The sequence below is a fragment of the Kineosporia sp. R_H_3 genome (assembly GCF_002198675.1).
Classification (GTDB): domain Bacteria; phylum Actinomycetota; class Actinomycetes; order Actinomycetales; family Kineosporiaceae; genus R-H-3.
Window position 1 is genome coordinate 1 of the sequence record NZ_MWLL01000087.1, and the last position, 26,842, is coordinate 26,842.

Annotated in this window: 20 protein-coding genes; 15 read left to right on the forward strand and 5 right to left on the reverse strand. The window is 74.2% G+C overall.

The features are described from left to right. The first annotated feature begins 35 nt into the window (after positions 1-35). Genes ECOMGDLI_RS06835 through ECOMGDLI_RS06845 form a run of 3 tightly spaced genes read left to right on the forward strand, consistent with a single transcriptional unit; the run spans position 36 to position 2,847 of the window. Entirely contained in the window at positions 36-1,004 is a 969-nt protein-coding gene (locus ECOMGDLI_RS06835) for an aldo/keto reductase (RefSeq protein WP_088315417.1), read from the forward strand. Continuing rightward, positions 1,001-1,867: an amidohydrolase gene (locus ECOMGDLI_RS06840; RefSeq protein WP_088315419.1), complete on the forward strand. Its 867-nt coding sequence runs from the start codon at positions 1,001-1,003 to the stop codon at positions 1,865-1,867. The genes ECOMGDLI_RS06835 and ECOMGDLI_RS06840 overlap by 4 nt, the downstream gene beginning before the upstream one ends. Before the next feature lie 23 nt (positions 1,868-1,890). Further along, positions 1,891-2,847 (forward strand): DMT family transporter, encoded by a 957-nt coding sequence (locus ECOMGDLI_RS06845; RefSeq protein ID WP_158220922.1) that lies wholly within the window; start codon positions 1,891-1,893, stop codon positions 2,845-2,847. Between the two features lie 85 nt (positions 2,848-2,932). Here ECOMGDLI_RS06845 and ECOMGDLI_RS06850 read toward each other — a convergent pair whose 3' ends face one another. Next, positions 2,933-8,761: a multicopper oxidase domain-containing protein gene (locus tag ECOMGDLI_RS06850; protein WP_198954626.1), complete on the reverse strand. Its 5,829-nt coding sequence runs from the start codon at positions 8,759-8,761 to the stop codon at positions 2,933-2,935. Positions 8,762-9,227: 466 nt separating this feature from the next. Here ECOMGDLI_RS06850 and ECOMGDLI_RS06855 point away from each other — a divergent pair, with 466 nt between their 5' ends. Then, positions 9,228-9,890 (forward strand): response regulator transcription factor, encoded by a 663-nt coding sequence (locus ECOMGDLI_RS06855; RefSeq protein ID WP_088287909.1) that lies wholly within the window; start codon positions 9,228-9,230, stop codon positions 9,888-9,890. After that, positions 9,890-11,002, forward strand: a complete 1,113-nt coding sequence (locus tag ECOMGDLI_RS06860; protein ID WP_088315423.1) for a cell wall metabolism sensor histidine kinase WalK — start codon at positions 9,890-9,892, stop codon at positions 11,000-11,002. Before ECOMGDLI_RS06855 ends, ECOMGDLI_RS06860 begins: the two co-directional genes overlap by 1 nt. Here the strand turns inward: ECOMGDLI_RS06860 and ECOMGDLI_RS06865 are convergent. From ECOMGDLI_RS06865 to ECOMGDLI_RS06880, 4 genes are read right to left on the reverse strand one after another with little or no spacing between them, the layout of a single operon-like run. Then, the gene (locus ECOMGDLI_RS06865) at positions 10,980-11,741 is read right to left on the reverse strand and encodes an IclR family transcriptional regulator (protein ID WP_198954627.1); all 762 of its coding nucleotides are present in this window, start codon (positions 11,739-11,741) and stop codon (positions 10,980-10,982) included. The genes ECOMGDLI_RS06860 and ECOMGDLI_RS06865 overlap by 23 nt on opposite strands. A gap of 12 nt (positions 11,742-11,753) precedes the next feature. Continuing rightward, complete coding sequence (locus ECOMGDLI_RS06870; protein WP_088315425.1) at positions 11,754-12,749, reverse strand: PDR/VanB family oxidoreductase; 996 nt, start codon at positions 12,747-12,749, stop codon at positions 11,754-11,756. After that, positions 12,742-12,939 carry a hypothetical protein gene (locus ECOMGDLI_RS06875; RefSeq protein ID WP_088315427.1) on the reverse strand — a complete coding sequence of 66 codons (198 nt, stop codon included), beginning with the start codon at positions 12,937-12,939 and terminating at the stop codon, positions 12,742-12,744. Before ECOMGDLI_RS06875 ends, ECOMGDLI_RS06870 begins: the two co-directional genes overlap by 8 nt. Then, the gene (locus tag ECOMGDLI_RS06880; protein ID WP_198954628.1) at positions 12,936-14,054 is read right to left on the reverse strand and encodes an aromatic ring-hydroxylating dioxygenase subunit alpha; all 1,119 of its coding nucleotides are present in this window, start codon (positions 14,052-14,054) and stop codon (positions 12,936-12,938) included. The genes ECOMGDLI_RS06875 and ECOMGDLI_RS06880 overlap by 4 nt, the downstream gene beginning before the upstream one ends. A gap of 188 nt (positions 14,055-14,242) precedes the next feature. Here ECOMGDLI_RS06880 and ECOMGDLI_RS06885 point away from each other — a divergent pair, with 188 nt between their 5' ends. From ECOMGDLI_RS06885 to ECOMGDLI_RS06930, 10 genes are all read left to right on the forward strand, one after another. Continuing rightward, positions 14,243-16,594 carry a LuxR C-terminal-related transcriptional regulator gene (locus ECOMGDLI_RS06885; protein ID WP_088315431.1) on the forward strand — a complete coding sequence of 784 codons (2,352 nt, stop codon included), beginning with the start codon at positions 14,243-14,245 and terminating at the stop codon, positions 16,592-16,594. Between the two features lie 142 nt (positions 16,595-16,736). After that, entirely contained in the window at positions 16,737-18,209 is a 1,473-nt protein-coding gene (locus tag ECOMGDLI_RS06890; protein ID WP_088315432.1) for an aldehyde dehydrogenase, read from the forward strand. Positions 18,210-18,263: 54 nt separating this feature from the next. Next, entirely contained in the window at positions 18,264-19,370 is a 1,107-nt protein-coding gene (locus ECOMGDLI_RS06895) for an NAD(P)-dependent alcohol dehydrogenase (protein WP_088315434.1), read from the forward strand. Positions 19,371-19,387: 17 nt separating this feature from the next. Further along, entirely contained in the window at positions 19,388-20,323 is a 936-nt protein-coding gene (locus tag ECOMGDLI_RS06900) for an alpha/beta hydrolase (protein WP_088315436.1), read from the forward strand. Between the two features lie 98 nt (positions 20,324-20,421). Continuing rightward, positions 20,422-21,786, forward strand: a complete 1,365-nt coding sequence (locus tag ECOMGDLI_RS06905; protein ID WP_198954629.1) for an ABC transporter substrate-binding protein — start codon at positions 20,422-20,424, stop codon at positions 21,784-21,786. Next, positions 21,783-22,532, forward strand: a complete 750-nt coding sequence (locus ECOMGDLI_RS06910; protein WP_088315438.1) for an ABC transporter ATP-binding protein — start codon at positions 21,783-21,785, stop codon at positions 22,530-22,532. The genes ECOMGDLI_RS06905 and ECOMGDLI_RS06910 overlap by 4 nt, the downstream gene beginning before the upstream one ends. Then, complete coding sequence (locus tag ECOMGDLI_RS06915; protein WP_088315439.1) at positions 22,529-23,278, forward strand: ABC transporter ATP-binding protein; 750 nt, start codon at positions 22,529-22,531, stop codon at positions 23,276-23,278. The genes ECOMGDLI_RS06910 and ECOMGDLI_RS06915 overlap by 4 nt, the downstream gene beginning before the upstream one ends. Beyond that, positions 23,275-24,144 (forward strand): branched-chain amino acid ABC transporter permease, encoded by an 870-nt coding sequence (locus tag ECOMGDLI_RS06920; protein WP_088315441.1) that lies wholly within the window; start codon positions 23,275-23,277, stop codon positions 24,142-24,144. Before ECOMGDLI_RS06915 ends, ECOMGDLI_RS06920 begins: the two co-directional genes overlap by 4 nt. Next, complete coding sequence (locus ECOMGDLI_RS06925; RefSeq protein WP_088315443.1) at positions 24,141-25,229, forward strand: branched-chain amino acid ABC transporter permease; 1,089 nt, start codon at positions 24,141-24,143, stop codon at positions 25,227-25,229. Before ECOMGDLI_RS06920 ends, ECOMGDLI_RS06925 begins: the two co-directional genes overlap by 4 nt. After that, entirely contained in the window at positions 25,226-26,800 is a 1,575-nt protein-coding gene (locus ECOMGDLI_RS06930; protein WP_198954630.1) for a long-chain fatty acid--CoA ligase, read from the forward strand. Before ECOMGDLI_RS06925 ends, ECOMGDLI_RS06930 begins: the two co-directional genes overlap by 4 nt. The last annotated feature ends 42 nt before the right edge of the window (positions 26,801-26,842 follow it).

The window sequence follows — 26,842 nt, forward strand, 5'->3', positions numbered from 1 at the left end:
CCCAGCCCCGTCCCCGTCTCCGCAGGAGCGCAGCGATGGACCTGACCCCCCGCCGCCTCGGCCGCTCGGACGTCCACGTCCCGGCCGTCGGCCTCGGCACGGCACCGCTCGGCGGCATGTACGCCCACGTCGCGGAGGAGCAGGCCCTGGACGTCGTCCGGGCCGCCCTCGAGGCCGGTGCCACGTACCTCGACACGGCCCCCCAGTACGGCCACGGCACCGCCGAGCGCCGTCTCGGCGCCGCCCTCGCGACGCTCGGGGCCGCCGGCCGCCCCGGCCTCGTCGTCTCGACGAAGGTGGGCCGGCTCGTCGTCCCGGCCCCCGCGGGCGCCGCGCAGGGCATCTTCGCCGACGCACCGCCGTCCGACGTCGTCTTCGACTTCAGCCCCGCCGGCGTCGAGCGCTCGCTCGCGGAGAGCCTCGACCGCCTCGGCCTCGACCGGGTCGACATCGTCTACGTCCACGACCCCGACGAGCACGCCGACGAGGTGCTCGCCCGGACCTTCCCGGTGCTGCGGCGCTGGCGCGACGAGGGCGTCGTCGGGGCGATCGGGGTCGGGATGAACCAGTCCGCCGTCCCCGCGCGGTTCGTGCGGGAGGCCGACCTGGACGTCGTCCTGCTCGCCGGCCGCTGGTCGGTCCTCGACCGCACCGGCGGCGCGGACCTCATGCCGCTGGCCCTCGAGCGCGGGGTCTCCGTCGTCGTCGGCGGGGTCTTCAACTCGGGCCTGCTCGCCGACCCCCGCCCGGGGGCGCGCTTCGACTACGGCATCGCGCCCGACCACCTCGTGGCGCGCGCGCAGGCCCTCGCTGCGGCCTGCGAGCGCTACGCCGTCCCGCTCAAGGCCGCGGCCCTGCAGTTCCCGTTCCGGCACCCGGCGGTCGCGTCGGTGCTCACGGGCGCCCGCAGCCGGGCCGAGCTCGAGGAGAACCTGGCCCTGCTCGACGTCGAGGTCCCCGAGGCGCTCTGGGCCGAGCTCGACGCGATCGCGACGGCGCGGTGAGCCCCGGGCAGGCCGGGGTCGTCGACGCCCACCACCACGTCTGGGACCTCGCCGTCCGCGACCAGGACTGGATCCGCGGCGACGCGATGGCCCCGATCGCGCGCTCCTTCGGCCTCGACGACCTGCGCCCGGAGGCCGCCGCCCGGGGCGTCGTCACGACCGTGCTCGTCCAGACCGTCGTCGGCCCCGACGAGACCCCCGAGCTGCTCGCGCTGGCGGACGGCGACCCGCTCGTCGGCGCGGTCACCGGCTGGGCGGACCTCACCTCGCCCGCGCTCGCCGACGACCTCGCGGCGCTCCGGGACGGACCCGGCGGCCGGTGGCTGCGCGCCGTCCGGCACCAGGTGCAGCACGAGCCGGACCCGCGCTGGCTCGCCCGTCCGGACGTCGTGCGCGGGCTGGCCACGGTGGCCGCGGCGGGCCTCGCGTACGAGCTGCTCGTCCTGCCGCACCAGCTCCCGGCGGCCCTGGACGCGGTGCGGGCGGTGCCGGAGGGCCGGTTCGTCCTCGACCACTGCGCCAAGCCACCGGTCGCGTCCGGCGCGCTCGAGCCGTGGTCCCGGGACCTGCGGGCGCTGGCCGCCGAGCCCGCGGTGACGTGCAAGCTCTCGGGCCTGGTCACCGAGGCGGCCTGGGCGACGTGGACCCCGGCGGACGTCGCACCCTTCGCGACCGTCGTCCTCGACGCCTTCGGCGCGGACCGGGTCATGGCCGGCTCGGACTGGCCGGTGTGCCTGCTCGCGGCGTCGTACGGGGCCGTCTGGGACCTCGCGCGCGACCTGCTCGCAGGCTGTTCGCCGACGGAGCGGGACGCCGTCCTGCGCGCGACCGCGACCCGCGTCTACGGCCTCGGGGGTGCCTGAGGCACGGCGCGGTACCGTGCGCCGTGACCGCTCCTCTCATCTCCGGCCGCCGCCTGACCTCCGGACGGCGCGGGGCGTGGCTCGCGCTCGGCGGCGCGATCGCCGTGGGCTCGGTCGCGTTCACCCAGATCAAGCTCGTCCTCGAGCAGGTCTCGCCGCTCGCGCTGGCCGCCGGCCGGGTCGGCTTCTCGGCCGTCGCGTTCGCCCTCGTCGTCACCCTCCAGCCGTGGCGGCGGACCCCCGTCGCCCGGGAGGACCGGCTCGCCGTCCTCGCCTGCGGTCTCGGCGGGTCCGCCGGGTTCCACCTGCTCTACACCTGGGGCCAGCAGCGGGTCTCGGTCGCCGTCGGCGCGATCGTCCTGGGCTGCATGCCGGTGGTCGTCGGCGCCCTCGAGGTCGTGTTCCTGCGGCACCGGCTCACGATGGTCCAGGTCGGCGGGCTCGTCCTGTCCGTCGCCGGGGTGACGCTCATGTCGTTCGACGGCTCCGGCGAAGGCGGTGACGGAGCGCCGCTCGTGCGGGACGCGGCCTGGTTCGCCGGGTTCGCCGCCGTCGCCGGGGCCACCGTCGTCTGGTCGGCGGTCTCGGTGACGACGAGGTCGCTCGCCGACCGGTACGACCAGTGGTGGCTCAACACCCCGGGGACCCTCGTCGGCGCGCTCGTCATGGCCCTCCTCGTCGTGGGCACGCACCGCTGGCCGGAGTACGGCGACCTGTCGGCGTCCGGCTGGCTCCAGGTGGCCTGGCTCGGAGCGGTCGGGTCGGCCTTCCTCTACGCGGCGCTGGCCCGGGCGATGCAGCACCTGCACGCGACGACCACGGCGAGCGTGAGCACCCTCGTCACCCCGCTCGGGGTCGTCGTGGCGTGGGTGGTCCTCGGGGAGCGGCCGTCCTGGCCGGTCGTCGCCGGCGGGGCCGTCGTCCTCGTCGGGGCCTTCCTGGTCACGGCGCGACCGACGGCGGCACGCGCGCGGGCCTGACGCCGGAAGGGCGGTCCCCCCTCTCGGGGGAACCGCCCTTCCGTGGTCCCGGTGGGGGAGCACCGGGACCGTCAGAACCGCCGCGTCAGGGGGCCGCGGCGACCGCCACCCACGGGGAGTACGTCGTGCCGAGCCCGTTGCGGGCACCGACGCGGACGTACCAGACCCGCTTGGTGAGGTTGGTGAACGTGTACGACGTCCCCGGCCTCGTGACCGAGACCCGACCGGCACCGGCCGCGCTGGTGGCGCGCTCGATGCGGTAGTCCTGCGCCCCCGGGACCGCGATCCAGGAGAGGGCGATGGACTCCGTCGTCGCCGACGTCGACGTCGCCTGGGCAGGAGTCGTCACGACCGGGACCGGCGGTGCCGCGACCGTCACCGTCTGCACGGCCGTGGCGGCCCGGCCCCCGGCGTTCCACGCGACCACCCGGTAGGAGTACGTCGACCCCAGGGTGACCGCCGTGTCGGTCCGGTTGAGCGCCGTCCCCGTACCCGCGGCCGCGGGACGGGTGGAGAGCTGCGTCCAGGTGACGCCGCCGTCCGTGGACCGCTGGAGCGAGAAGCCCGACTCGTTCGTCGAGGCGTCCGTCCACACGGACCGCACCGAGAGCGGACCGGTCCTGACCTGGGTGCCGAACCCGCCCGGTGCCGCCGGCGGGGTCACGAGGGTGACGGACGCCGTCCCGGAGAGGCTGGTGCCGAGGAAGCTCACGGCACCGACCCGGTAGGTGTTCGTCGCCCCCGGCAGCGGGGCCAGGTCGATCGTGGCCTGCGCACCCGTGCCGGTGGCGCCGGCGAACGTGGTGAGCGTCGTCCACGACGTCCCGCCGTCCGTGCTGCGCTGCACGACCGTGCTGTCCTCGTCCGTGGCGTTGTCCGTCCAGACGAGGTTCACGCTCGCGTCCCGGGTCGCCGTCGCCGCGACGAGCGTCGCGGCCAGGCCGCTCGGGGCCGCCGCCAGCGCCGGGGTCACCGACACGTTCGCCGACCACACCGTCGTGACGAGGTTCGTCACGCCGACCCGGTACGTGTACGTCGTGCCGGCCACGACCGGGCCCGGGTCGATCGCCTGGACGGCGTCCGCCCCGAGGCTCGCGAGCGTCGTCCAGCTCCCGCCGCCGTCCGTCGACCGCTGGACCGTGTAGCCGGTCTCGTCGGTCGCGTTGTCGGTCCAGGTCACCTTGACCTCGGGACCGCCGACCCCGGCCTGGGCCTTCGCCGCGACGTTCGTCGGCGCGCCCGGGGCGGCCGCCGAGACGGACGCGGTGTTGGAGACCGGGCTCGGCCCGACGAGGTTCTCCGCGTAGACGCGGTAGAGGTCCGTCGAGTCGACCGTGAGCGGTCCGGCGTCGGTGTAGGTCTGGTCGGTCGCCGGCAGGGTCGCCAGCGTCGTCCAGGTCCCGCCGCCGTTCGTGGACCGCTGGACGACGACGCCGGTCGCGTTCGTCGCCGTGTTGGTCCACGCGAGCGCCGCACCCGGGCCGGCCACGAGCGACGCCGTCAGCGTGCTCGGAGCGGTCGGGACGACGAGCGCGACGGTCACGACGTTCGACGGTGCGCCTGCGCGCCCGCCGTTCAGCGCGACGACCCGGTAGTCGTACGACGAGCCCTGGGACACGGTCGAGTCCGTGTAGGTCGTCGTCGCGGCCGGGGTCGTCCCGATCGTCGTCCACGCCGCCGACCCGGTGAGCGTGCGCTGCACCTGGAAGGCGGTCGCCGCCGCCGGGACGTTGCCGCCGTCGGTCCACGCCAGGTCCACGGAGGGACCCGCCGCGATGACGCCCGTGAGCGCCGTCGCCGTCGCCGGCGCCGGGGTGTCGACCGCGGTGTACGCCGCGGAGACGCTCTGGACGGTCTTCGTCGGGAAGCCGTTGCCGTAGCCGACGGTGTTCTTCGCGACGACCCGGTACTGCGTCGTCCCGACGTCAGCCGTGGAGCCCGGGTCCGCCATCGACCGGGTCTGGTGGATGTTCGCCGCGTCGAGCGGTGAGGCCACGGTGCCCACGGCCGACCAGGTCGCCCCGTCGTCCGTGCTCCGCTCGACGGTGAACGCCGTCTCGGTGATCGAGTTGTCGTCCCAGTGGACGATCCACCGGTTCGTCCCGCCGTCGGGCGCCTTCTCGGTCCACAGCGCCCCCGCCTTGGCCGGCGGCAGCGCCAGGTCGACCGGCCGCATCATGTCCATCTCTTCGTGGCTCAGGATGTGGCAGTGGAAGACGTACTCCCAGCCGAAGTTGACGAGCTGGTTGGTGATCGCCGCCGTCGGGTTGCCCTGGACGTCCATGTTGTTGAACCCGTCGGGGCTCCCCAGGGGCATCATCGGGTCGAGCGGGCGCACCGAGTTCGGCACCTCGAACGGCGTCTTCGGCACGAGCGGCCGCAGCGCGACGATCGTGTCCTCGAGCGGTGACATCCGGACGGTGTCCTTCCACCCGAGCTCGTTCTCGTCCGGCGGGATGACGATGTTGTCCCACGTGACGCGGTTGAGCACCTGGACGTCGAACAGGTGGAAGTGGATCGGGTGCGTGTCCACGCCGTTGTGCGTGATGCGCCAGATCTGCGTCCCGTCGGCGGCACTGGAGATCGGGGTGGCCTTCGCCCCGGCCGACTCCAGGTTCGTGCCGTCGATGATCTCCGTCGTCGGGTTCGTGTACGGGTAGAGCGTGACGTTCTGCGCGCCGGGCGTCGGCGGCTGCGCCTCGATGCCGAGGTTGGCTTGCATCCGCCCGAACGGGTCGAACGTCGAGGAGTTCATCTCGTCGTGGATCGCCTTCGGCTCCAGGCCGATCGTCATCTTCGACGTCGGGGCCTTGAGCGTGTTGAAGGAGAACGACCCGGTGTCGTTGACCCGGACGAGCCCGTCGCAGGTCGTCGACGTGCTCGCGCCGTTGCAGTTGCTGCCGGTCGCGAACGCGGTGCCGTACGCCGAGTTGTACGCGGCCTGCCCGACGATGACCGGGTGCTGGCCGGACTCGAACACGCCGCTGCCGTTCGCCTTGTGCTTGAAGGCGCTCGTCAGCTTCGTGAGGTTGAACGCCGGGGCCGGCGTCGTCGCGGCGATCTTGACCTGCATGACGGTCCGGGTGTTCGGGCCGTAGCCGGGCAGGATCTTCGGGGCGCCGTTCGGGCTCATGTCCGGGGCGCCGGTGTAGTAGTCGTACGACGGCACCCGCGCCGGGAAGGCCGCAGGAGCGTCGTTGTAGAGGATGAGCGTCTTGCCGGCGAACTTCGAGAAGTCGACGATGGCGTCGGACCGCTCCGCCGGGGCGAGCAGCATCGAGTGCAGGTCCACGTTGCCGACGTCGAAGCGCGTCGGGTCGGTGATCCAGGTCGTCGGCTGCTGGCCGTCGATGACCGCCGGCTTGGGCAGGAAGCCGCCCTCGCTGCCGATCTGCACCCAGTCCGGACCGGCCGCGTTGTTGTTCGCGTCGGCCGGGGTCGGCGAGATGTTCGGGTCGGTCTGCGCGGCGGCCAGCTCGGCCGCGTTGAGCCTGACCTCGGTCGTGCCGTCACCCTGGTTCGGGTCGGCCGTGTACCACTGCAGGTTGAAGAAGCGGTCGTTCGCGGCGTTGAGGATCCGCATCCGGTACGACTTCGGCTGCAGCGTCACCGTCGGGTAGGCGACACCGTTGACGATCGGGGTGTCGTTGAACTGCTCCATGCCCGCGGAGATGTTCGGCGTCCCGGGGATGAGCTCCGGCTCGCAGAACGGGTCGGTGTCGTACGTCCACGTCCCCGGGTCGTCGAGCTTGCAGTCCGGGGTATAGTACGGGTTCTTGATCGGCCCGTACTTCGTGCCGGTCGCCGGCGGCCAGAACCACGGGCCGTACATCCACCGGCCGTAGGCGCTCATGCCGGAGGGGTCACCGGGGTTCTGCGCCGGCATGTAGACGTGGTGGTACCAGAACGAACCCTTGGTGCCCCAGCGGGTCTCGTCCCACGTCGGGTCCTGGAGCGCGAGCTGCGCGGCGTCGGGGGTGAACGTCCGGTCCTGGACGACGAGGGGCAGGGTGTCGTTCGCGCCGGGGATGGTCCCGGAGTTCACGAGCGCCTGCTCGGTCTCGTCGGTGATGACGTACCCGGCGGCCTCGCCGGCGTACACGTTGAGCCGGGTGATGCCCCACGAGTGGTCGTGGTAGAACATCAGCCGCGCACTCTGCTGGTTGGTGTAGTAGAAGGTCTGGCAGCCGTCGTCGGCCTTGTCGCAGACCACCGAGTTGTCGGCCGGGTCGACCATGTCGGGGACGTTGCTCACCGCGACGCCCTGCGGCCACGCGGCGTTCTCGCCGGCCGGGGTGACCCACTGGTGCGGCGTGCCGTCGCTGATCCACGGGGTCGTGCCGCCGTGCAGGTGCAGCTCGGCACGGTTGTCCGTGAAGCAGTGCATCCCGTCCTTGGGCTCCTGGGTGCACTCCGGGTTGCGGACGGCGTCCATGACCGTGCTGTCGTCGGTCACCGGCGTGCCCATGTCCATCGGGCCCATGCCCGAGCCCATCATCGTCGAGTCGACGGGCAGGAACAGGTCACCCTTGGCGCCGGTCGGCAGGTAGTTGTGGAAGACGATCCGGGTCGGCCGGTTCTTCGTCGCACCGATGAACGGGCCGAGCCACTGCGGCGCGGTGACGCCGAAGACCTGGTTGCCGTTCTTGTCGAGGACGGGCACCTTCGTGCCGTCGAGCAGCTCGTTCGTCAGCTCGACGTGCTGGCTGACCGCCGCGTTCTCCGGCGTCTCGATCTGCACGTAGCCGCGCACGAGGGTCGGGTCGATGTCGGTGTGGAACTTCGTCCGGTACTGGACGAGGCCGATGACGTACTCGTCGGCCTCCTCGCCGCTGTACGTCTTGGCCGCGGGCACGCCGAGCGGGATGAACTTCTCGCCGCTCGCGACGCTCGGGCAGCCGCCCGGCGCCGCCGGGCTGCAGGTGACCGGCAGCGCGTCCTGGAACTTGCGGATGCCGACGGCGAGGTACCCGGCGCCCGGGGTGTCGACGGTGATCGCGGTGACGGCACCGATGTCCGTCGCGCTCGTCGCCGTCGCGCCGGCGCCGGGGGTCCCGGTCTGGTCGCCGTCCGCCACGGCGACGTCCGGTGCGGAGGTGTAGCCGCTGCCGAAGTCGACCGGGTCGATCGCCGTGAGGTGCAGGGTCGTGGACACCACCGCGGGCGTGGCCCCGGCGAGGGGGTCGGCGATCGTGCCGTTGTGGATGGCGACACCCGGCGCCGTGAGGTAGCCCGAGCCCGGCTCGTCGATGACGACGGCGGTGATCGTGCCGTTGGCGTCCATGCCGTCGATCGGGTCGTTGTTGGCGATCATCGGCACGTGGCCCTTGGCCTGGACGCCGTTCGCCAGGTCGGGCATGTCGAACTCGACGACCGGCATGACGTAGTCACGGCCGCCGTCGGTGATGGTGATCGGGTCGACGCCGCCGGAGCCCTGCGCGGTCGCGCCGGTGCCGGCGCCGCCGGTCAGGGTGACGTCGAAGGAGCGGTAGCCGGATCCGGCCGTGCCGACCGTGTAGCCGGTCACGCTGCCCGACGTCGTCACGGTCGCGGTCGCCGTCGCCGCGTTCCCGGGGTCGCCGCCGTTGATCGTCACCGTCGCGCCGCCGGTGTAGCCGCTGCCGGCGTTCGTCACGTCGATCGTCGCGATGCCGCCGGTCAGCGGGTCGACGTTCGCGCTCGCGGTCGCGCCGGTGCCGCTGCCGGTGATCTCCACGGCCGCCGTCGGCGTCGTGAGCTGGCTCAGCGCCCAGTTCGGCCACGGGCCGAAGTAGTGCGGGACCTTCGACGGGTCCGTCGGGCCGGTCGGCTTCGCGGCCTGGGCCGCGGTGCTCGTGAGACCCGGCAGCGCGACGGCCAGCGCCCCGACGAGCGCCGCCGCGGCCAGCGTCGCGGTGATGGACCGTCGTCCCACGGCCCGGCCGGCACGGCGTCCTCGCACGTGTCGCATCACTGTGTGTGTCATTGCGCCCCTTCTCCCTGACCGTCACCCCGATTCGGTGACGGAGAGCGCGGCTCGCGCACGTGCCCTGAGCACACCGTGCGCCCGGCGGCGGCAACTGTCTGCATTCATGACGCGGCTGTCAGAACCGGGTCATCGGGGCGGCATGACAGGTCGATGACAGCCCCATGACGGGGTCTCATCCGGAGCCGAACGACCTGTCGACGGATCGTGACCGAGGAGACACGTTGGGTCGCTAGCAGGGTCTGTCGGTGTGGCGCAGTCCGTCGTTCGGGCGATTGCTGTCACGGGACACATGTCATCCGGGGCCGCCGCGGCGCGGAAGAAAACTCACGCCGCGCGATGACAGCGCCGATGATGTCCCCAGGGGCCGGCGAGCGACCGGCGAGCGGCTCGGACGAAGGGCGGTGGACGCGCGATGGCGCGCCTCCTGGTGGTCGAGGACGAGGAACGGCTGCGGTCGTTCATCGTCCGCACCCTCGAGTCGGACGGGCACTTCGTGGCCGTCGCAGGGACGGGCCCGGACGGCGTCCGGCGCACCTACGAGGAGGTCTACGACCTCGTCGTCCTCGACCTCATGATCCCCGGCTTCGACGGGCTGGAGGCCCTGCGCCGGATCCTCAACCACGATCCCGAGCAGCGTGTCCTCATCCTCTCCGCGGTCGCCGACGTCGCCTCGCGCGTCCAGTGCCTGCGGATGGGGGCGACCGACTACCTCACCAAGCCGTTCGCCGCGGCCGAGCTCGTCGCGCGGGTCCAGGCCCGGCTGCGTGCCCCGAAGTCGACGGGCTTGCAGCGCTGGCTGCGGGTCGGGCCCGCGACGCTCGACCTCGAGCGGCAGGTGCTCGAGGTCTCCGGCAAGGTCGTCGCGCTGACCCACCGCGAGCTCCTCCTCGTCGGCTACCTCATGCGGCGCGCGGGCGAGGTGTGCAGCCGCGACGAGCTGCTCTCGAGCGTCTGGGGGTACGACGACCCGAGCAGCAACGTCGTCGACGTCACGGTCCGGCGGGTCCGGGGCAAGATGCCGCTGCCGATGATCGAGACGGTCCGCAACGTCGGCTACCTCTTCACGGCGTCCTGATGCCGGGCACCGCGACCACCGACCTGACCCGTGCCGCGTCCGGGCCCGCCGCCGGGCCCGCGGCGTCCCGGTTCTCCCGCGACGAGCTCGTCTTCGCCGCCTGGGTGCTCTTCGCCGCGGCGAACATGGTCGTCATGGTCGCCTTCGCGGCGGCCGGCGTCATCGCGTTCCACGTCATCTGGGTGTCGATGTCGGTCGTCTACGGCATCCAGGGCTGGTCCGCCCGGCGGACCTACGTCGTCCTCGGCGTCGTCGTCGTCGCGACGACGCTCGCGATGTCCGCGTTCATCCGCGCCGAGGGCGCCGACTGGATGGAGCTCACCGAGGTGCCCCTCATGGCCGGGGTCTTCCTCGCCATGGTCTGGCACGTGCGCCGGCGGGCCGCGGCGCTCGCGGAGAGCCTCGCGTCCTCGGAGCGCGAGCGGCGGGCGCACGAGCTCAAGGAGCTGTTCGTGCGCAACTGCTCCCACGAGATGCGCACGCCCATCACGGTCGCCCGCGGGTACGCGGAGCTGGTCCGCAGCCAGGTCCAGACCGACGGCGCCCGGGAGGACGTCGACGTCGTCGTGGACGAGCTCGACAAGCTGGGCGGGCTCGCCAACCGGCTCCTGCAGCTCGCGGACGCCTACGAGGCGACGCACTTCGAGTGGGGGGACGTCGACCTCGACGGTCTCGTCCGCCACACGGTCCAGCGCTGGCGCCCCGCGGCGGAGCGGGACTGGCGGGTCGAGAGCGTGCCGGTCGTCGTCGAGGGCGACGAGTCGCGGCTCGAGACGGCGCTCGACTCGCTCGTGGAGAACGCGCTGAAGTTCACCTCGGACGGCGACACGATCCTCGTGCGCTGCGTCCCGACGGCCGACGGCGCCGACCTCGTCGTCGAGGACTCCGGGGTGGGGTTCGCGGCGTCGCGCAGCGGCGGGACCCGGGCCTCGGGCCGGCCGGGGACGGGGCTCGGGCTGGCGATCGTCAAGGCCATCGCCGAGACCCACGGCGGCGGGACCGAGCTGCGCGACCGGCCCGGCGGCGGGTCCGTCGTCACGCTGCGGATCGCCCGGCACCGGCCGGTCCCGGCGGTGCCCCGGCCGGAGCTCAGCGCGCCAGCGCCCGGCTGATCGCGGCCGCCGCGGTCCGGACGGCGGGGGCGAGCGCCTGCGGCTCCGCGCCGTCCGCCTGGACGACGACCGACAGGGCCGCGACGACGTCGCCGTCCGGGCCGCGCACGGGAGCGGCGACGGACAGGGCGTCCATCGTCACCTGCCGGTCGCTCACCGCGATCCCGCGGCGCCGGACGTCGGCGAGCATGCTCCGCAGCCGTCGCGGGTCGACGACGGTCCGCTCGGTGAAGCGTTCGAGCGGGGCCGACAGGGCCCCCTCCTGGACCTCCCGCGGCGCGAACGCGAGGAGCACGAGGCCGACGCCGGTGGCGGACATCGGGAAGCGCAGCCCGACCCGGGTGAGCACCGGGACCGCGTGCCGCCCGGCGATCCGCTCGACGAAGACGACCTCGAGGCCGTCCCGGACGGCGAGCTGGACGTTCTCATGGGTCGCCTCGTAGAGGTCGCCCATCGACGGTGCGGCCGCCTCCCGGAGCCCGATGGTGCGGGGCGCGAGCGCCGCCACCTCCCACAGGTGCAGCCCGACCCGGAGCAGCCCGTCGTCGCCGCGCTCCAGCCCGCCCCAGGCGAGCAGGTCGCCGACGAGCCGGTGGGTCGTGCTCACCGGCAGCCGGGCCCGCCGGGCGAGCGCGGACAGGGTCAGTGCCCGGTGCTCGGCGTCGAACGCGTCGAGGACGGCGAGCAGCCTCGCGCTCGCCGTCCTCGGGCCGTCCGCCGCGGTGCTCCCCTCGCCCACGCGGTGAGGGTGTCAGACCTCGACGACGAGCCGTCCGCCCGCGGACCGGGACACGCAGACGAACATCGTGTCGTGGGCGGCCCGCTCGGCGGGGGTGAGCAGCGCGTCCCGGTGGTCGACGGTGCCCGCGAGCACCGACACCTCGCAGGTCCCGCAGGTCCCCTCGCGGCACGACGAGAGCACCGGGACCCCGGCCTCCTCGAGCACCTCGAGCGCCGTCCGGTCGGCGGGGACCGTCACCGTGACGCCGTGGGAGGCGACCTCGACCTCGAACGCGACGTCGCCGTGGGCCCCGGGTGCCGGGTCCGCGGCGGCCCGGAACCGTTCGACGTGCACCCGGCCCGGGCCGAGCACGTCGCCCTCCTTCTCGACCGCCTCGATGAGCCCTTCCGGCCCGCAGCACCAGATCCCCGCACCGGACGCCGCGGCGCGCTCGACGAGCGCGGCCACCGGCAGCGGGCCGCTGGTGTCGAGCGGGTGCAGCGCGACCTCCCCGGTCCCTGCCGACGCCGCGGCGAGCGCGGTGACCTCGTCGACGAACGCCATGGAGGACGCCGTCCGGCCGCCGTACGCGAGGTGCCAGCGGGCACCGGCCAGCACCGCCGCCCGGACCATGGCGAGCACCGGTGTGATCCCGATCCCGCCCGCGACGAAGACGTACTCCGCCGCGGGGTCGAGCACGAACCGGTTGCGCGGCCCGCGGACCGTGACCCCGGTGCCGGGGAGCAGGGTCTCGTGCACGGCCGCCGAGCCGCCGCGGCCGGCCGGCTCCCGGAGCACCGCGACCCGGTAGGTCGTCACGTCGTCCGGGTCGCCGCAGAGCGAGTACTGCCGCACCAGCGGCCCGTCCGGGCCCGGGACGACGAGGTCCACGTGCGCCCCCGGCGTCCAGGGCGGCAGCGGGCCGCCGTCCGGCGCCCGCAGGACGAGTGCGACGACGTCGTCCGCGGCCCGGGAGCGGGCGGCGACGACCAGGCGCAGGTCGTGCTCCTGGCCCGGCTCAGGCATCGCCCGCCACCCCCGCCGGCAGCGGCGCGAGGAGCACCTCGGGGCCGCTCGTGTCGTGCCCGTCGGGGTGCGCGCCGAGCCAGTCGAGCAGGGTCGCCGGGTCCTGCGCGGACGACGTCGCGCCGCAGTGGCAGCGCCCGCGCAGGACGTCCGAGCCCGGCAGCCAGTCGACCGTGAAGGTCGCGCTCATCGCACCGCGGCGCTGGTGGCGGCCTGCGTCGCCGCGCCGGTCGCGGCGTCGGCCGCGGCGGTCGTCGCGGTGGTCGTCGAGGCGGTCATCGCGGCGATCATCCGGCGGGCGGCGAGCGCACCGGTGTCGATGTTGATGCTCAGCTCCTGGGTCCCGGCGGGCTCCGCGGCGACGACCGTCTCGAGGAGGTCGAGCGCGGTGACGTCCTGGAGGACGACGGTCCGGTTGCTGTCGTGCAGGAACCGGCTCACCTCCTCGTCGTCCTGTGCGAAGTCGCGGGCGACGGCCCAGAAGTCGTACGTCGACGTCTCGGTCGAGGGCGTGATCGCGTAGACGACCTCGACGTGGAAGGCCCCGTCGTCCGGACCCTCGGCGGGCGGCAGGACGCCGACCGGGGCGACCCGGCTGTGCAGCGTGTACAGGCACGGCGGGAAGTACTCGATGTCCTGCCAGCGGGTGATCCGGCCGGTCATCCCGGTCGAGTTCGCGTAGAACGGCGGGCATGCGGCGTCCGCCATGTGCCGGCTGACCCGGACGATCCGGGCCTCCTCGTCGACCTCGGTGGTGATCGGGGTCTCCGCGACCTCCGGGGTGCCGATGTACCCGCCGTGCAGGTACGTCTCGTGCGACAGGTCGAGCAGGTTGTCGACGAGCAGGCCCCAGCGGGCCGCGAGCGGCTCCATGCCGCTGACCGTCGTCCAGCCCTCGTCGGCCAGCCACGGCGCCCGCGGGATCCGGGTGGCGTCGGCCAGTGCCGGGTCGCCGACGAACACCCACACGAACGAGTCCTGCTCGACGACGGGGTAGGAGGCCACCCGTGCCGTCCGCGGCACCCGGCTCTGCCCGGGGACGGCGACGCACGTGCCGGTGCCGTCGTAGGTGAACCCGTGGTACCCGCAGACGACGGTGTCACCGACGACGTGGCTCGGCGCGGCGGAGAGCGGGAACCGGCGGTGCACGCAGCGGTCGGCGAGCGCCGCGACGGTGCCGGACGCGGTGCGGAACAGGGCGATCGCCTCGCCGCAGACGGTCCGGCCGAGGACCTCGGTGGTGACCTCCCGGCCGTAGGCCGCGACGTACCACTGGTTGCGCACGAACGTGACGGGACTGCTCAACGGGACCTCCGCGGGTGGGCGCCGGGGCCCGCCTGCGTGCAGGGGCCGCCGGTCGACGGTCGGGGCGCCGCCGTCGCCGGCGACCTGTCGAGGGTGTGGTCCGGGCCACGCCGCGGGGAACCAGGGTTTCCGCCTGGCGGAAAAGTGACTCCTGCCCGGCCAGGTGCGGGCACCTACGATCACTCCCGATGAGCGACGAGACGTCGGCCGCGGCACCAGGGACGTTGCCCGCGACGGTGACCCGGTTCGTGGGCCGCCGGCGGGAGCTCGGTGACGTCCGCCGGCTGCTGGGGGAGTCCCGGCTGGTCACCCTCACCGGGCCCGGCGGGGTCGGCAAGACCCGGCTGGCGCTGGCGCTGGCGGCCGATGTCCGGCGTGCGTTCGCCGCCGGCGTGTGGTTCGTGGACCTCGCCGTCATCACGGACGGCAGCCGGATCGCCGAGGTCGTCGCGAGCACCCTCGGGGTCGCCGACCGTTCGCCGCGGCCCGCCGTCGACAAGGTGATCGAGCACCTGCGCGATCGCAACGCGCTGCTCGTCCTCGACAACTGCGAGCACGTCGTCGCCGACTGCGCACGGTTCGTCGACCGGGTGCTGCGGCAGACGACGGACGTCCGCGTGCTCGCCACGAGCCGGCACACGACCGGCGTCGACGGCGAGCACCTCTTCGCCGTCCCACCGCTCGCCGTCCCCGACCTGCGGCTGCCGCAGCACGCCGCGGTGACGAGCCAGTTCGACGCCGTCCGGCTGCTCACCGACCGGGTCGTCGCGATCCGGCCGGGGTTCGCGGTGACGGACGAGAACGCCGAGGCGGTGGCCCGCCTGTGCATCCGGCTCGACGGCATCCCGCTGGCCATCGAGCTCGCCGCCACCCGGCTGCGCTCGCTGTCCGTCGAGCAGGTCGTCGAGCGGCTCGAGAGCCGGTTCGCCCTGCTCACCTCGGGCAGCACCGCCGCGCAGCCCCGGCAGCAGACCCTGCGGGCGCTCGTCGACTGGAGCCACTCGCTGTGCTCCCCGGCGCAGCGGCTGCTCTGGGCGAGGCTGTCGGTGTTCAGCGGCTCCTTCGACCTGGCCGCCGCCGAGGGGGTCTGCTCGGACGACGGCACGCTCGGCGCCGCCGAGGTGCTCGACGTCCTCGACCACCTCGTCGCGCAGTCGATCGTCGTCGGCGAGCACGACGGGCCGGCCGTACGGTTCCGGCTGCTCGAGACGATCCGCCAGTACGGCCGCGAGCGCCTCGAGGAGCTGGGCGAGGTGGAGGACCTGACGCGGCGGCACCGCGACCACTACCTCGCCGTCGTCGAGGAGACGGCCGCCCGCTGGTGCGGGCCGAGGCAGGAGGGCGACCTGGCGCGCCTGCGGGCCGACCACGGCAACCTGCGGGCGGCGCTGGAGACCTCGGTGCGCACCGCGGACGGCGACCCGCTGCCCGCGCTGCGGCTCGTCGCCGGGCTGCGCAACCATTGGTACGCCGACGACTTCCTCGCCGAGGGCCGGCAGTGGCTGGACGCCGCGCTCGCGCTGCCGGCCGCGGACGACGAGGTCCGGGCGCGGGCGCTGTGGGTCGCCGCCTGGGTCTGCCTGCTCCAGGGCGACGAGCCGGCCGCCACGGCCCGGCTCGACGGCTGCGAGGCGCTCGGCGCCCGGGTCGGCGACGGTGCCTCGGTCGCGCACGCCCGGAGCCTGCGCGGGACGGCGGCCCTGTTCGCCGGCGCGCTCGACGACGCCGCGGCGCACTTCGAGGGCGCGATCGTCACGATGGCCGCCGACGGCGACACCGAGGGTCTGCTCTGGACCTACTTCCAGCTCGCGATCACCCAGGTGCACCGAGGCCGCGGCCCGGACGCGGTGGCGATCTGCCGGGACGCGCTCGCCCTGTGCGAGCAGCACGGCGAGCAGCTGTGCCGCTCCTACACGCTCTGGGTGCTCGGCTTCGAGGCCTGGCGCCGGGGTGACGCGGCGCAGGCCGAGGCCCGGGTCGCCGAGGGGCTCGCGACCCAGCGCCGCTTCAACGACTCCGTCGGCGTCGCGCTCATGATCTCGACCCTGGCCTGGGTCGCGGCCTCGACGGGGGACCTCGACCTGGCCGCCGTCCGGCTCGCGGCCGCGGACGTCGCCTGGCGGACCGCGGGGACGACGATCGCCGCCTTCGGGCCGCCGCTCGCCGGCCACCAGGCGGCCTGCCTGGACCGGCTGCGCGACGGCGGGCGCCGGCCCGGCGGGTTCGCCGCCGGTGCCGCGCTCGCCCAGGTGGTCGAGGCCGTCCTCGACGGGGGCCGGGCGCAGCCGCCGCGTCCGGGCACTGCCGGACCCGGCACTGCCGGACCGGGCGCGCCGGGGCCGGGCGAGCTGACCTCCCGGGAGCTCGCGGTCGCCGAGCTCGTCGCCGAGGGCCTGAGCAACAAGGCGATCGCCGCGGCGCTGGTGATCTCGCCGCGGACCGTGGACGGGCACCTGGAGCGGATCCTCGCCAAGCTCGGGTTCTCCTCCCGGACCCAGGTCGCCGGCTGGGTGGCGGCCCGTCGCGCCGCGGCCCGGTAGCCGACCGCGCGTGACCGGGCCTCGGGGCACGGGTACCCGGGCGGACCGGAACGGGTGGTCGATGGGGTGGTTCCACCCTCCCGGGTGACACCCCGCGCCGGTGACTCTCGTCACTCCAGCAGTCGTGACGAGGAGGTCGACGATGACGGCGGTGGCCGACGAGCAGACGGTGGCACGTCCGGAGCCCGCACCCGGGGTGCTCTGGATCGGCGGGCAGCGCGAAGGGGCCGCCGACGGGCGGACCCGCGAGATCCTCGACCCGTCGACCGGGGGCGTCGTCACGACGGTCCCCGAGGCCGGCGCCGAGGACGTCCTGCGGGCGGTCGGGGCGGCGCGGGCCGCCGCCGACGCCGGGGTGTGGTCCGGGCTGCCGCCGCGGCGGCGGGCCGAGGTGCTCGTCCGGGTCGCGGGCCTGGTCCGGGAGCACGCCGAGGAGCTCGCGCGGCTGGAGTCGCTCGACGTCGGCAAGCCCCTGCAGTTCACCCGGGCGGTCGACATCCCGACCGCGGCCGACACGTACGAGTACTACGCGCAGCTCGCCGCGACGATCGAGGGCGCCGCCAGGTCGACGACGATCCCCACGTTCGCGTACACCCGCAAAGAGCCGCACGGCGTCGTCGCCGCGGTGACCCCGTTCAACTTCCCGCTCATCCTGTCGACGACGAAGCTCGCGGCGGCCCTGGTCAGCGGCAACACGGTGGTGCACAAGCCGGCCGAGGAGACGCCGCTGTCGGCGCTGCGGATGGCCGAGCTGTTCCACGAGGCGGGGCTGCCGGACGGCGTCCTCAACGTCGTCACCGGTGGCGCCGACGCGGGGCGCGCGCTGGTCGGCGCCGACGGCGTCGACAAGGTCGCGTTCACCGGCTCCAGCGCCGTCGGCCGGCAGGTCGCGCAGGACGCCGGGGCCGGCCTCAAGCACGTCACCGTCGAGCTCGGCGGCAAGGGCGCGAACATCATCTTCGCCGACGCCGACCTCGACGCCGCGATCGGCTCCGCCGTCGCCGCGTTCGTCTTCAACACCGGCCAGTTCTGCATGGCCGGCACCCGGCTGCTCGTCGAGCGCCCGGTCTACGACATCGTCGTCGGTGCGCTGCGCGGGGCCGTGCAGGGCGTCCCGGTCGGCGACCCGTTCGCCGACGGCACCGTGATCGGCCCGATGGCCGGTGCGCGGCACGCGGCCAAGGTCCGGGAGTTCCTCGACCACGGCCGGGGCCGGGGCTACGAGGTCGTCTCCGGCCCGGAGCAGGCCGGCAGCGGCTTCTTCGTGCCGCCGACCGTCGTCACCGGCGTGCAGCAGGACTCCCGGCTCGTCCAGGAGGAGATCTTCGGCCCGGTCGTCACGGTCCAGCCGTTCGACACCGAGGAGGAGGCCGTCGCGCTCGCGAACGGCACCGCCTACGGGCTGGCCGCCGGACTGCAGTCGACGAACGTCGCCCGGGTGCACCGGGTCGCCGCGGCGCTGCGGGCCGGGATCGTCTGGGTCAACGGCTGGTCGCTGCTCGACGTCGCGATGCCGTTCGGCGGCACAGGGGCGTCCGGCTACGGCCGGGAGAACGGCCCGGAGGCGCTCGGCGAGTACCTGCGCACCAAGTCCGTCGTCGTGAACCTCGGCTGACACCCCTTCTGCGACAACCCGTTCCGGTCAGAGCCGATCGAGAGGAAGTCCACCATGCCCACGCCCACCCGTGCCGCCGTCGTCGAGGCGCCCGGTTCCCCGTTCGTCGTCACCGACGTCGTCCTCGACGACGTCCGGGCCGGCGAGGTGCTCGTCGAGATCGTCGCGGCGGGCCTGTGCCACACCGACCTGGGCGTCCAGGTCGGGGGTATCCCGTTCGCCCTGCCCGGGATCCTCGGTCACGAGGGCGCCGGCATCGTCCGCGAGGTCGGTCCCGGCGTCACCCGGGTCGCCCCCGGCGACAAGGTGCTCCTCAGCTACACCTCCTGCGGCCGGTGCGCGAACTGCCGCGGCGGCCACCCCGCGTACTGCGCGACCTGGGTGCCCGACAACCTCATCACCGGGGTCCGCCGCGACGGCACCCCGACGGTGAGCCGGGGCGGCACCCCGATCGGCGGCCACTTCTTCGGCCAGTCGTCGTTCGCGGCGCACGCGATCGCCGACGAGCGCAGCGTCGTCAAGGTGCCGCAGGACGCCGACCTCGAGGTGCTCGCGCCGCTCGGCTGCGGCGTCCAGACCGGCTTCGGCACGGTGTGGAACATCCTCGACCCGGCACCCGGCAGCACGATCGCCGTCTTCGGGGTGGGCGCCGTCGGCCTCGCCGCGGTGATGGCGGCTAACCTGCTGCCGCTGGCCGCGGTCGTGGCGGTCGACCGGGTGCCGGAGCGGCTCGCGCTCGCGGCCGACCTCGGCGCGACCCACACCGTGAACGCCGACAGCGAGGACGTCGCGAAGGCGGTCCTGGAGGCGACCGGCGGTCGCGGCGTCGACGCGACGATCGACACCACCGCGGTGCCGGCCGTCGTCCGGACCGCGATCGACGTCCTCGCCGCCCGCGGCACCTGCGCCGTCGTGGGGGCGCCGCCGGCGGGCACCGAGGCGTCCTTCGACGTCCAGGGCATCCTGCCCGGCAAGAAGGTCGTCGGCGTGACCCTCGGCGACGGCGAGCCGGAGACCCTCCTGCCGCAGCTCGTCGCGTTGCACGGCAAGGGGTTGCTGCCGCTGGAGAAGCTCGTCCGGCACTACACGCTCGACCAGCTCGACGAGGCCGCCGCCGACATGCACCACGGCCGCACCGTCAAGCCCGTCGTCACCTTCTGAGCGGAAGGACAGCTCTCGTGCCTCTCGACGACCCCACTGCCGGACTTCTCGCGAACCTGGCGGCGGCCGGCCCGCCTATCCACCAGCTCTCCGCGGCCGACGCCCGAGCCGCGACCGCGCCTCTCGCGCAGTTCTACGGCGCCGGGCCTGAGATGGCCCAGGCGCGCGAGGTCACGCTCGAGGTCGACGGTGGTGAGATCAGCCTGCGCGTGCTGCGGCCGACGGCCGAGCCGGCCGGTGTCCTGGTGTACCTGCACGGTGGTGGCTGGGTCATCGGCTCGGCGGCCGAGTACGACACCCTCGGTCGGACGCTCGCCGCAGCCACCGGGTTGACGACGGTGCTCGTGGACTACCGCAAGGCTCCGGAGCACCCCTTCCCGGCTGCTGTGAACGACTCCTGGGCAGCGCTGCGCTGGGTCGACGCCCACCGCGAGGAACTGGCAGCCGTCGGCGCGGCGCTCGTCGTCGGCGGCGACAGCGCCGGTGGCAACCTCACCGCGGTCATGACCCACCGCGCCCGCGGCGAGGGCGGGCCTCAGATCGCTGCCCAGGTGCTCGTCTACCCGGCGACCGACCACGGTGTCCGGCCCTCGCATGTCGACCCGGCGAACCAGCTTCTCCTGGACCAGGCCGGGATGGACTGGTTCGTCGGGCACTACCTGCCGGACCCCGCGATGCGGGAGCACCCGGAGGCCGCGCCGAACCGGGTGACCGACCTCGCCGGGCTGCCCCCGGCCGTCGTGCTCGTCGCCGAGTTCGACGTCCTGCGCGACGAGGTGGAGGAGTACGCCGACCGGCTGGGCGCGGCCGGCGTGCCGGTCGTCCGGCGGCTGTTCGAAGGGCAGATGCACGGGTTCTTCCAGTTCGTCAACGTGCTGCCGGGGAGCGCGGCCGGAGTGACCTTCGTCGCCGAGTCGCTCGCCGCGCTGCTCCCGGTACGTGCTGCGCGATGACACATCGGCAGTAGCGCCCGGTCGCGCTGTCGTGCGGCGGCCCGGCTGTCCGGGTCGGCGCCTGAACACCCCACCCCCACTCGTTTCGGAGGTCGACGATGACCGACAGCTCCAGCACGCCCGCGAACACCCCCGGGCCCCTTCCCGTCCGGGCGGCGATGGACCGCCGCTCCCTGCTGCGCGGCGCCGCCGCCCTCGGCATCACCGGTGCGGCGGGCTCGCTGCTCGCAGCCTGCGGCGGGGTGAAGTCCGCCGGTGGCAGCAGCTCCGCCGCCGCCGCGGGCGGCACCCAGACCCTGCGGATCGGCTACGTCACGCCGTCGACCGGCTTCGCCGCCGGTTTCGGCGAGGTGGACCCGTTCGTCGTCGAGCAGGTCACGAAGGCCGTCTCGAAGGGTCTGACGATCGGCGGCACGACCTACCAGGTCCGGATCGAGGTCAAGGACAGCCAGTCCGACCCGCAGCAGGCGGCGAAGGTGGCCAACGAGCTCATCGCCTCCGGCGTCGACATGCTCGTGACGAGCTCGACGCCGGAGACGGTCAACCCGGTCGCGGACGCGGCCGAGGCCGCCCGGGTGCCCTGCCTGTCGACCGTGTGCCCGTGGGAGGCGTTCTACTTCGGCCGCGGTGCCACCCCGGACAAGCCGTTCACGTACACGTACCACTTCTTCATCGGCGTCGACGACCTCGCCGTCGTCTACAAGTCCCTGTGGCTGAACGGTGTGCCGAACAACAAGAAGGTCGGCGTGCTCTGGCCGAACGACGCGGACGGCAACGCGATCCGGGCCGGCCTCGGCCCGATCCTCACCAAGGCAGGGCTGACCGTCGTCGACCCGGGTGCGTTCCCGACCGGGACCCAGGACTTCACATCGATCATCTCGACGTTCAAGAAGTCCGACGTCGAGGTGGTGAACAGCTTCGCCATCCCGCCGGACTTCGCGACGTTCTGGAAGCAGGCCGCCCAGCAGGGCTTCCGGCCGAAGATCGCGACGATCGCGAAGACCGGCCTGCTCCCCGAGCAGGTCGAGGCGCTCGGCGACCTCGGGCCGGGCCTCACGGCCGGTGTCTACTGGCACCCGTCGTGGCCGACGAGGTCGGCGCTGCTCGGGCTCTCGAGCGCGGACCTCGCCGCCGCGTACGAGAAGTCCTCGGGGAACCAGTGGACGCAGAACCTCGGCACGACGACCGCCCTGCTCGAGACTGCGATCAGCGCCCTGGTGTCGTCGGGCAGCCCGAAGGACCGCACGGCGGTCGCGAACGCGCTCGGGAAGACCTCGATCGACACCGTCGTCGGCAGGCTCGACTGGACCTCCGGCCCGGTGAAGAACGTCGTCGCCGAGCCGCTCGTCGGCGGCAAGTGGGTCGAGGCCGAGGACGGGCCGTTCCCGCTCGACATCCGCATCGTCGAGAACTCCGGCTACCCGTCGGCCCCGGTCGCCGCCGAGGACACGGCGCTGTCGTGACGGCCACCCTCGCCGGACCGGACGTCGCGCCCGCGCTCTCGGTGCGCGGCGTCCGGCACGCCTACGGTGCCGTCCCGGTGCTCCGGGGGGTCGACCTCGACGTCCGGCCCGGTGAGGTGGTCGGCGTCGTCGGCCCCAACGGGGCCGGCAAGACGACCCTCGTGGACGTCCTCACCGGTGCGGTCACCCTGCAGGAGGGGCGCGTCGTCCTCGGCGGGGACGACGTCTCCCGGGTCCGGGCCGCGGTCCGGACCCGGCAGGGCCTGGCCCGCACGCACCAGGTGCCCAGGCCGTTCACCGGGATGACCGTCTTCGAGAACGTCCTCGTCGGGGCGACGGCAGGCGGCGCCGACCGGGCGACCGGGTACGACCGGGCCGCCGGGGCCCTCGTCGCGACCCGGATGACGGCCCTGGCGAACCGCCCCGCGGGCGCCCTCGGGCTGCTCGACCGCAAGCGGCTCGAGCTGGCCAGGGCGCTCGCCCTGCAGCCCCGGGTGCTGCTGCTCGACGAGGTGGCCGGCGGGCTGACGGACGCCGAGACCGACGACCTCGTCGAGCTCGTCGGGACGCTCGGCGCGCGGGGCCTGGCCGTGGTCTGGATCGAGCACCTGGTGCACGTCCTGGTCCGGGCGGCGACCCGGCTGGTGTGCCTCGCCGAGGGCACCGTCATCGCCGACGGGCCGCCCGACGAGGTGCTCGCCTCGCCACGGGTGCAGCAGGCGTACTACGGAGGGCCGGGAACGTGACGCTGCTCCGGGTCGAGGGGCTCGTCGTCCGGCACGGGCTGCTCACGGCCGTCCGTGAGGTCGACCTCGCGGTCGCCCCGGGGGAGGTGGTCGCGCTCGTCGGCGCGAACGGGGCCGGCAAGTCGACCCTGCTGCACGCGGTGGCGGGCAGCCTGCCCGCGGCGCAGGGCAGGGTCCTGCTCGGTGGCGAGGACGTCACCACGATGCCGGCGCACCAGCGGGTGCGCGCCGGGATCAGTCTCGTGCCGGAAGGCCGGCGCCTGTTCCCGAGCCTGTCCGTGCTGGAGAACCTGCTCGTCGGTGTCCCCGGCGGGTCCCGCGCAGCCGGCCCGGCGACGTCCGGCCTGCCGCGCGGCGGCTGGGACGTCGACCGGGTGCTCGACGCCTTCCCGGTGCTCGCCCGGCTCCGGGACCGCCCGGCAGGGCTGCTCAGCGGTGGTGAGCAGCAGGCCACGGCGATCGGGCGGGCCCTCGTCGCAGACCCCGCCCTGCTGCTCCTCGACGAGGTCTCGCTCGGCCTGTCACCGGCGGCGGTCGACGTCGTCTACGCCTCGCTGGAGGCGGTCCTCGCGGGCGGGGTCGCGGTCGTGCTCGTCGAGCAGGACATCGAACGGGCCCTGCGGACGGCCACCCGGATCGTCTGCCTCCTCGAGGGCAGGGTCACCCGGGACGTCGCGCGCCGCGACGCGGACCGGGCCGAGATCACCCGGGCCTACTTCGGAACCGGAACGGAGGTGCCGTCATGAGACTGCTCGACGCAGTGGTCCAGGGCTGCCTGCTCGGCGGCCAGTACGCGTTGTTCGCCGCCGGCCTGTCCCTCATGTTCGGCGTGCTCAAGGTGGTCAACCTCGCGCACGGCGACCTCGGCATCCTCGCGGCCTTCGCCGCGATCGGTCTCGCCGCGGGAGCCGGGCTGCCGCTCGCGCTCGCGGTCGGCGTCGTGCTCGTCGGCATGCTCGGGATCGGCGCCGCGCTGCACGCGGGGCTGCTCGCCCGGACGACGGGCGCGCTCCCGCAGATCTCGATGATCGCGACGTTCGGGCTGAGCGTCGTCATCGGCAACGCCCTCCAGGAGGTGTTCTCGGCGGACCCGAGGGCGCTCGACCTCGGGTGGTTCGGCACCGCCGGGGTGTCGCTGGGCGGCATCTCCGTCGGGCTGCTCCCGGCCGCGGTCCTCGCGGTCGCGGTCCTCGCACTCACGGGCCTGCACCTGGCACTGACCCGGACGGCGTTCGGCCGCCGGGTCCGGGCCACCGCGGACGACCCCGGCACCGCCGCCCTTGTCGGGGTCGACGCGCGCCGGACCTACCTCGTCGTCACCGCGCTCGCGGTGGGCCTGGCGGGCCTCGCCGGCGTCGCCTACGCGGCCTCGTCCCTGGTCACCCCGCTGGCCGGTCCGAGCCGGCTCATCTTCGCCTTCGAGGCGGTCGTCATCGGCGGGCTCGGCTCGCTCTGGGGCACCCTGCTCGGGGCCATGGTGCTCGGGGTGGCGCAGTCCGTCGGCTCCGTCGTCGATCCCTCGTCGGGTGTCCTCGTCGGTCACCTCGTCTTCCTCATGGTGCTCGCGACCCGGCCCGCCGGGCTGCTCGCCAGGGCGCGGGTGCGGGCGTGAGCGCCGTCGTGCAGACGCCGCCCGCACCGCGGGTGCAGGTGGTGCGCTGGTCGCGGACGGCCTCCGCGTCGGTGGCCGGGTTCGCGGTCCTCGTCGCGGTCGCGGCAGCGGTCCCGATGCTCTTCGTCCCCCTCGTCGGCAACCGGCTCACCGCGCTGCTCGCGCTCGTCGTCCTCGCGGTGACGTGGAACGCGCTGGCCGGGTACGCCGGGCTGGTGTCCGTCGGGCAGCAGGGGTTCTTCGGGCTCGGGGCGTACGCCGTCCTCGCGCTCAGCGACCTCGGGGTGAACGCGTACCTCTCGGTCCCGCTCGCCGGCGTGGTGTGCGCGCTCGTCGCGCTCCCGTCGTCGCTGCTGCTCTTCCGGCTCCGGGCCGGGCAGTTCGCGATCGGTACCTGGGTCCTCGCGGAGGTGTTCCGGCTGCTCGTGAGCCGGGTCCCGCAGCTCGGCGCGGGGACCGGCCGGTCGCTCACCTCGACGACCGGCGTCGACCCGGCGCTGCGTCAGGCGTTGACCTACTGGACGGCGCTCGCGATGACCGTGCTCGTCCTCGTCGGTGCGTTCGCCCTGCTGAGGTCCCGGGTCGGCATCCGGCTGCAGGCGGTCCGGGACGACGAGAACGCCGCGCGCTCGCTCGGGGTCGGGGTGACGGGGGAGAAGCGGCTCGTCTTCGTGCTCGGCAGCGGCGGGGCCGGGGTCGCGGGGGCGATCACGCTGACGAACTCGCTCACCGCGCAGCCGGACAACATGTTCGGCGTCCAGTGGGCGGCGCTGATGATCTTCATGGTGGTCATCGGCGGGATCGGCGCCTTCGAGGGCCCGATCATCGGTGCGGTGCTGCTGTTCGTGGTCCAGCAGCTGTTCGACGGTCTCGGCAACTGGTACCTCGTCGGGCTCGGGGTGCTGGCCGTCGTGGCGACGCTGTCCGCCCCGCGCGGGGTATGGGGCGAGCTCGCCCACCGCCGGGGCTGGACGGCGGCACCCCTGTTCCACGACGTCCGCTGGCCGGCCCTGCCGCTGGCGTCGGGCGCTGCCGCACGGCACGATGCCGCGGACACGACCGTTCGGGAGGAAGGACGCCGGTGACCGCGCTGCCACCGCAGAACCTCGGGCTCGGCACATGGCCGCACCGCCGCGCCCGGATCACGCCGGACGCCGTCGCACTCGTCCAGGGCCACCGGTCGCTCACCTACGCCGGTCTCGACGAGCGGGTCCGGCGGGTCGCCGCCGCGCTCTCCGCGGCCGGCGTCCGGCCCGGCGACCGGGTGGCGTACCTCGGCCCGAACGACATCTCGACGTTCGAGACGTTCTTCGGGGCCGGCCTGCTCGGCGCCGTCCACGTCGCGTTGAACACGCGCCTGTCGGCGGCCGAGATCGCGTACATGCTCGACGACTGCGCGCCGACAGTGCTCGTCCACGCCGCGTCCCTCGCGCACCTCGTCCCGGCGGTGCTGCCCGCGTCGGTGCGGCGCGTCCTCGTCGTCGAGGACGTGAAGGACGTCGAGGCCGGGCAGCACGTCCTGCCGGCGGCGGGGGAGACGGCGCGGCCGTTCGAGGCCGCCCTGGGCGAGGTCGAGCCGCTCGCGGAGGTGCCGGCCGTCGGGCTGGACGACCCCTGCCTCGTGCTCTACACCTCGGGCACCACGGGCCGGCCCAAGGGGGCCGTGCTCACCCACGGCAACCTCACCTGGAACACCGTGAACCAGCTCGCGCACGTCGACGTGCTGAGCACCGAGCGTGCCCTGTGCATCGCGCCGCTCTTCCACGTCGTCGGCCTGGGGCAGGTGACGCTGCCGACGCTCTTCAAGGGCGGCAGCGTCGAGGTGCTGGCGAGGTTCGACGCGGAGGTCGTGCTGTCGGCCGTCAGCGAGCGCGGGATCACGAGCTTCGCGTGCGTGCCCACGATGCTCCAGATGATGTGCGAGCACCCGGCCTGGGACGGCAGCGACCTGTCGACGCTGCGCACGGTGATCTACGGCGGGTCGCCGGTCCAGGAGCGGGTCGCCGTGGCCTGGCACCGGCGCGGCGTCCAGGTGGTCCAGGGCTTCGGGATGACCGAGGCCGCGCCGGGGGTCTGCATGCAGATCCGCGACGGGGCCGGCGGCAAGCCCGTGTCGATCGGCCCGCCGCACTTCTTCGTCGACGTCGCCGGCCATACGGCCGGCGGGCCGGTGGACCTCGGGGACGCCCCGGCCGAGCTCCTCGTCCGTGGCCCCAACGTGTTCGCGGGCTACCTCGGCCGCGCCGAGGAGTCTGCCGAGGCCTTCCCGGAGCCGGGCTGGTTCCGCACGGGCGACATCGTCCGGCGGGACGGCGACGGCTGGTTCTACGCCGTCGACCGGGCCAAGGACATGATCATCTCGGGCGGGGAGAACATCTACCCGGCCGAGGTCGAGGCGGTCGCGGTGCAGCTCGACGAGGTCGCCGCGGCGGCCGTCGTCGCGACCCCGGACGAGCGCTGGGGCGAGGTCGGGCACGCCTACGTCGAGCTGCGTCCGGGGGCCGACCTCGACGAGGACCGGTTCCGCGCGCACCTGCTCGCGCACCTCGCGCGGTACAAGGTGCCCAAGTACGTCACCTTCGTGGAGTCGTTGCCCCGCAACGCGACCGGGAAGATCCTGCGGGTCCGGCTGCGCGAGGCGGCCCGGGCCGACTGACCGACCGGGCGACCGAAGCGGCGGGCCGGCAGGCCGGCCGGG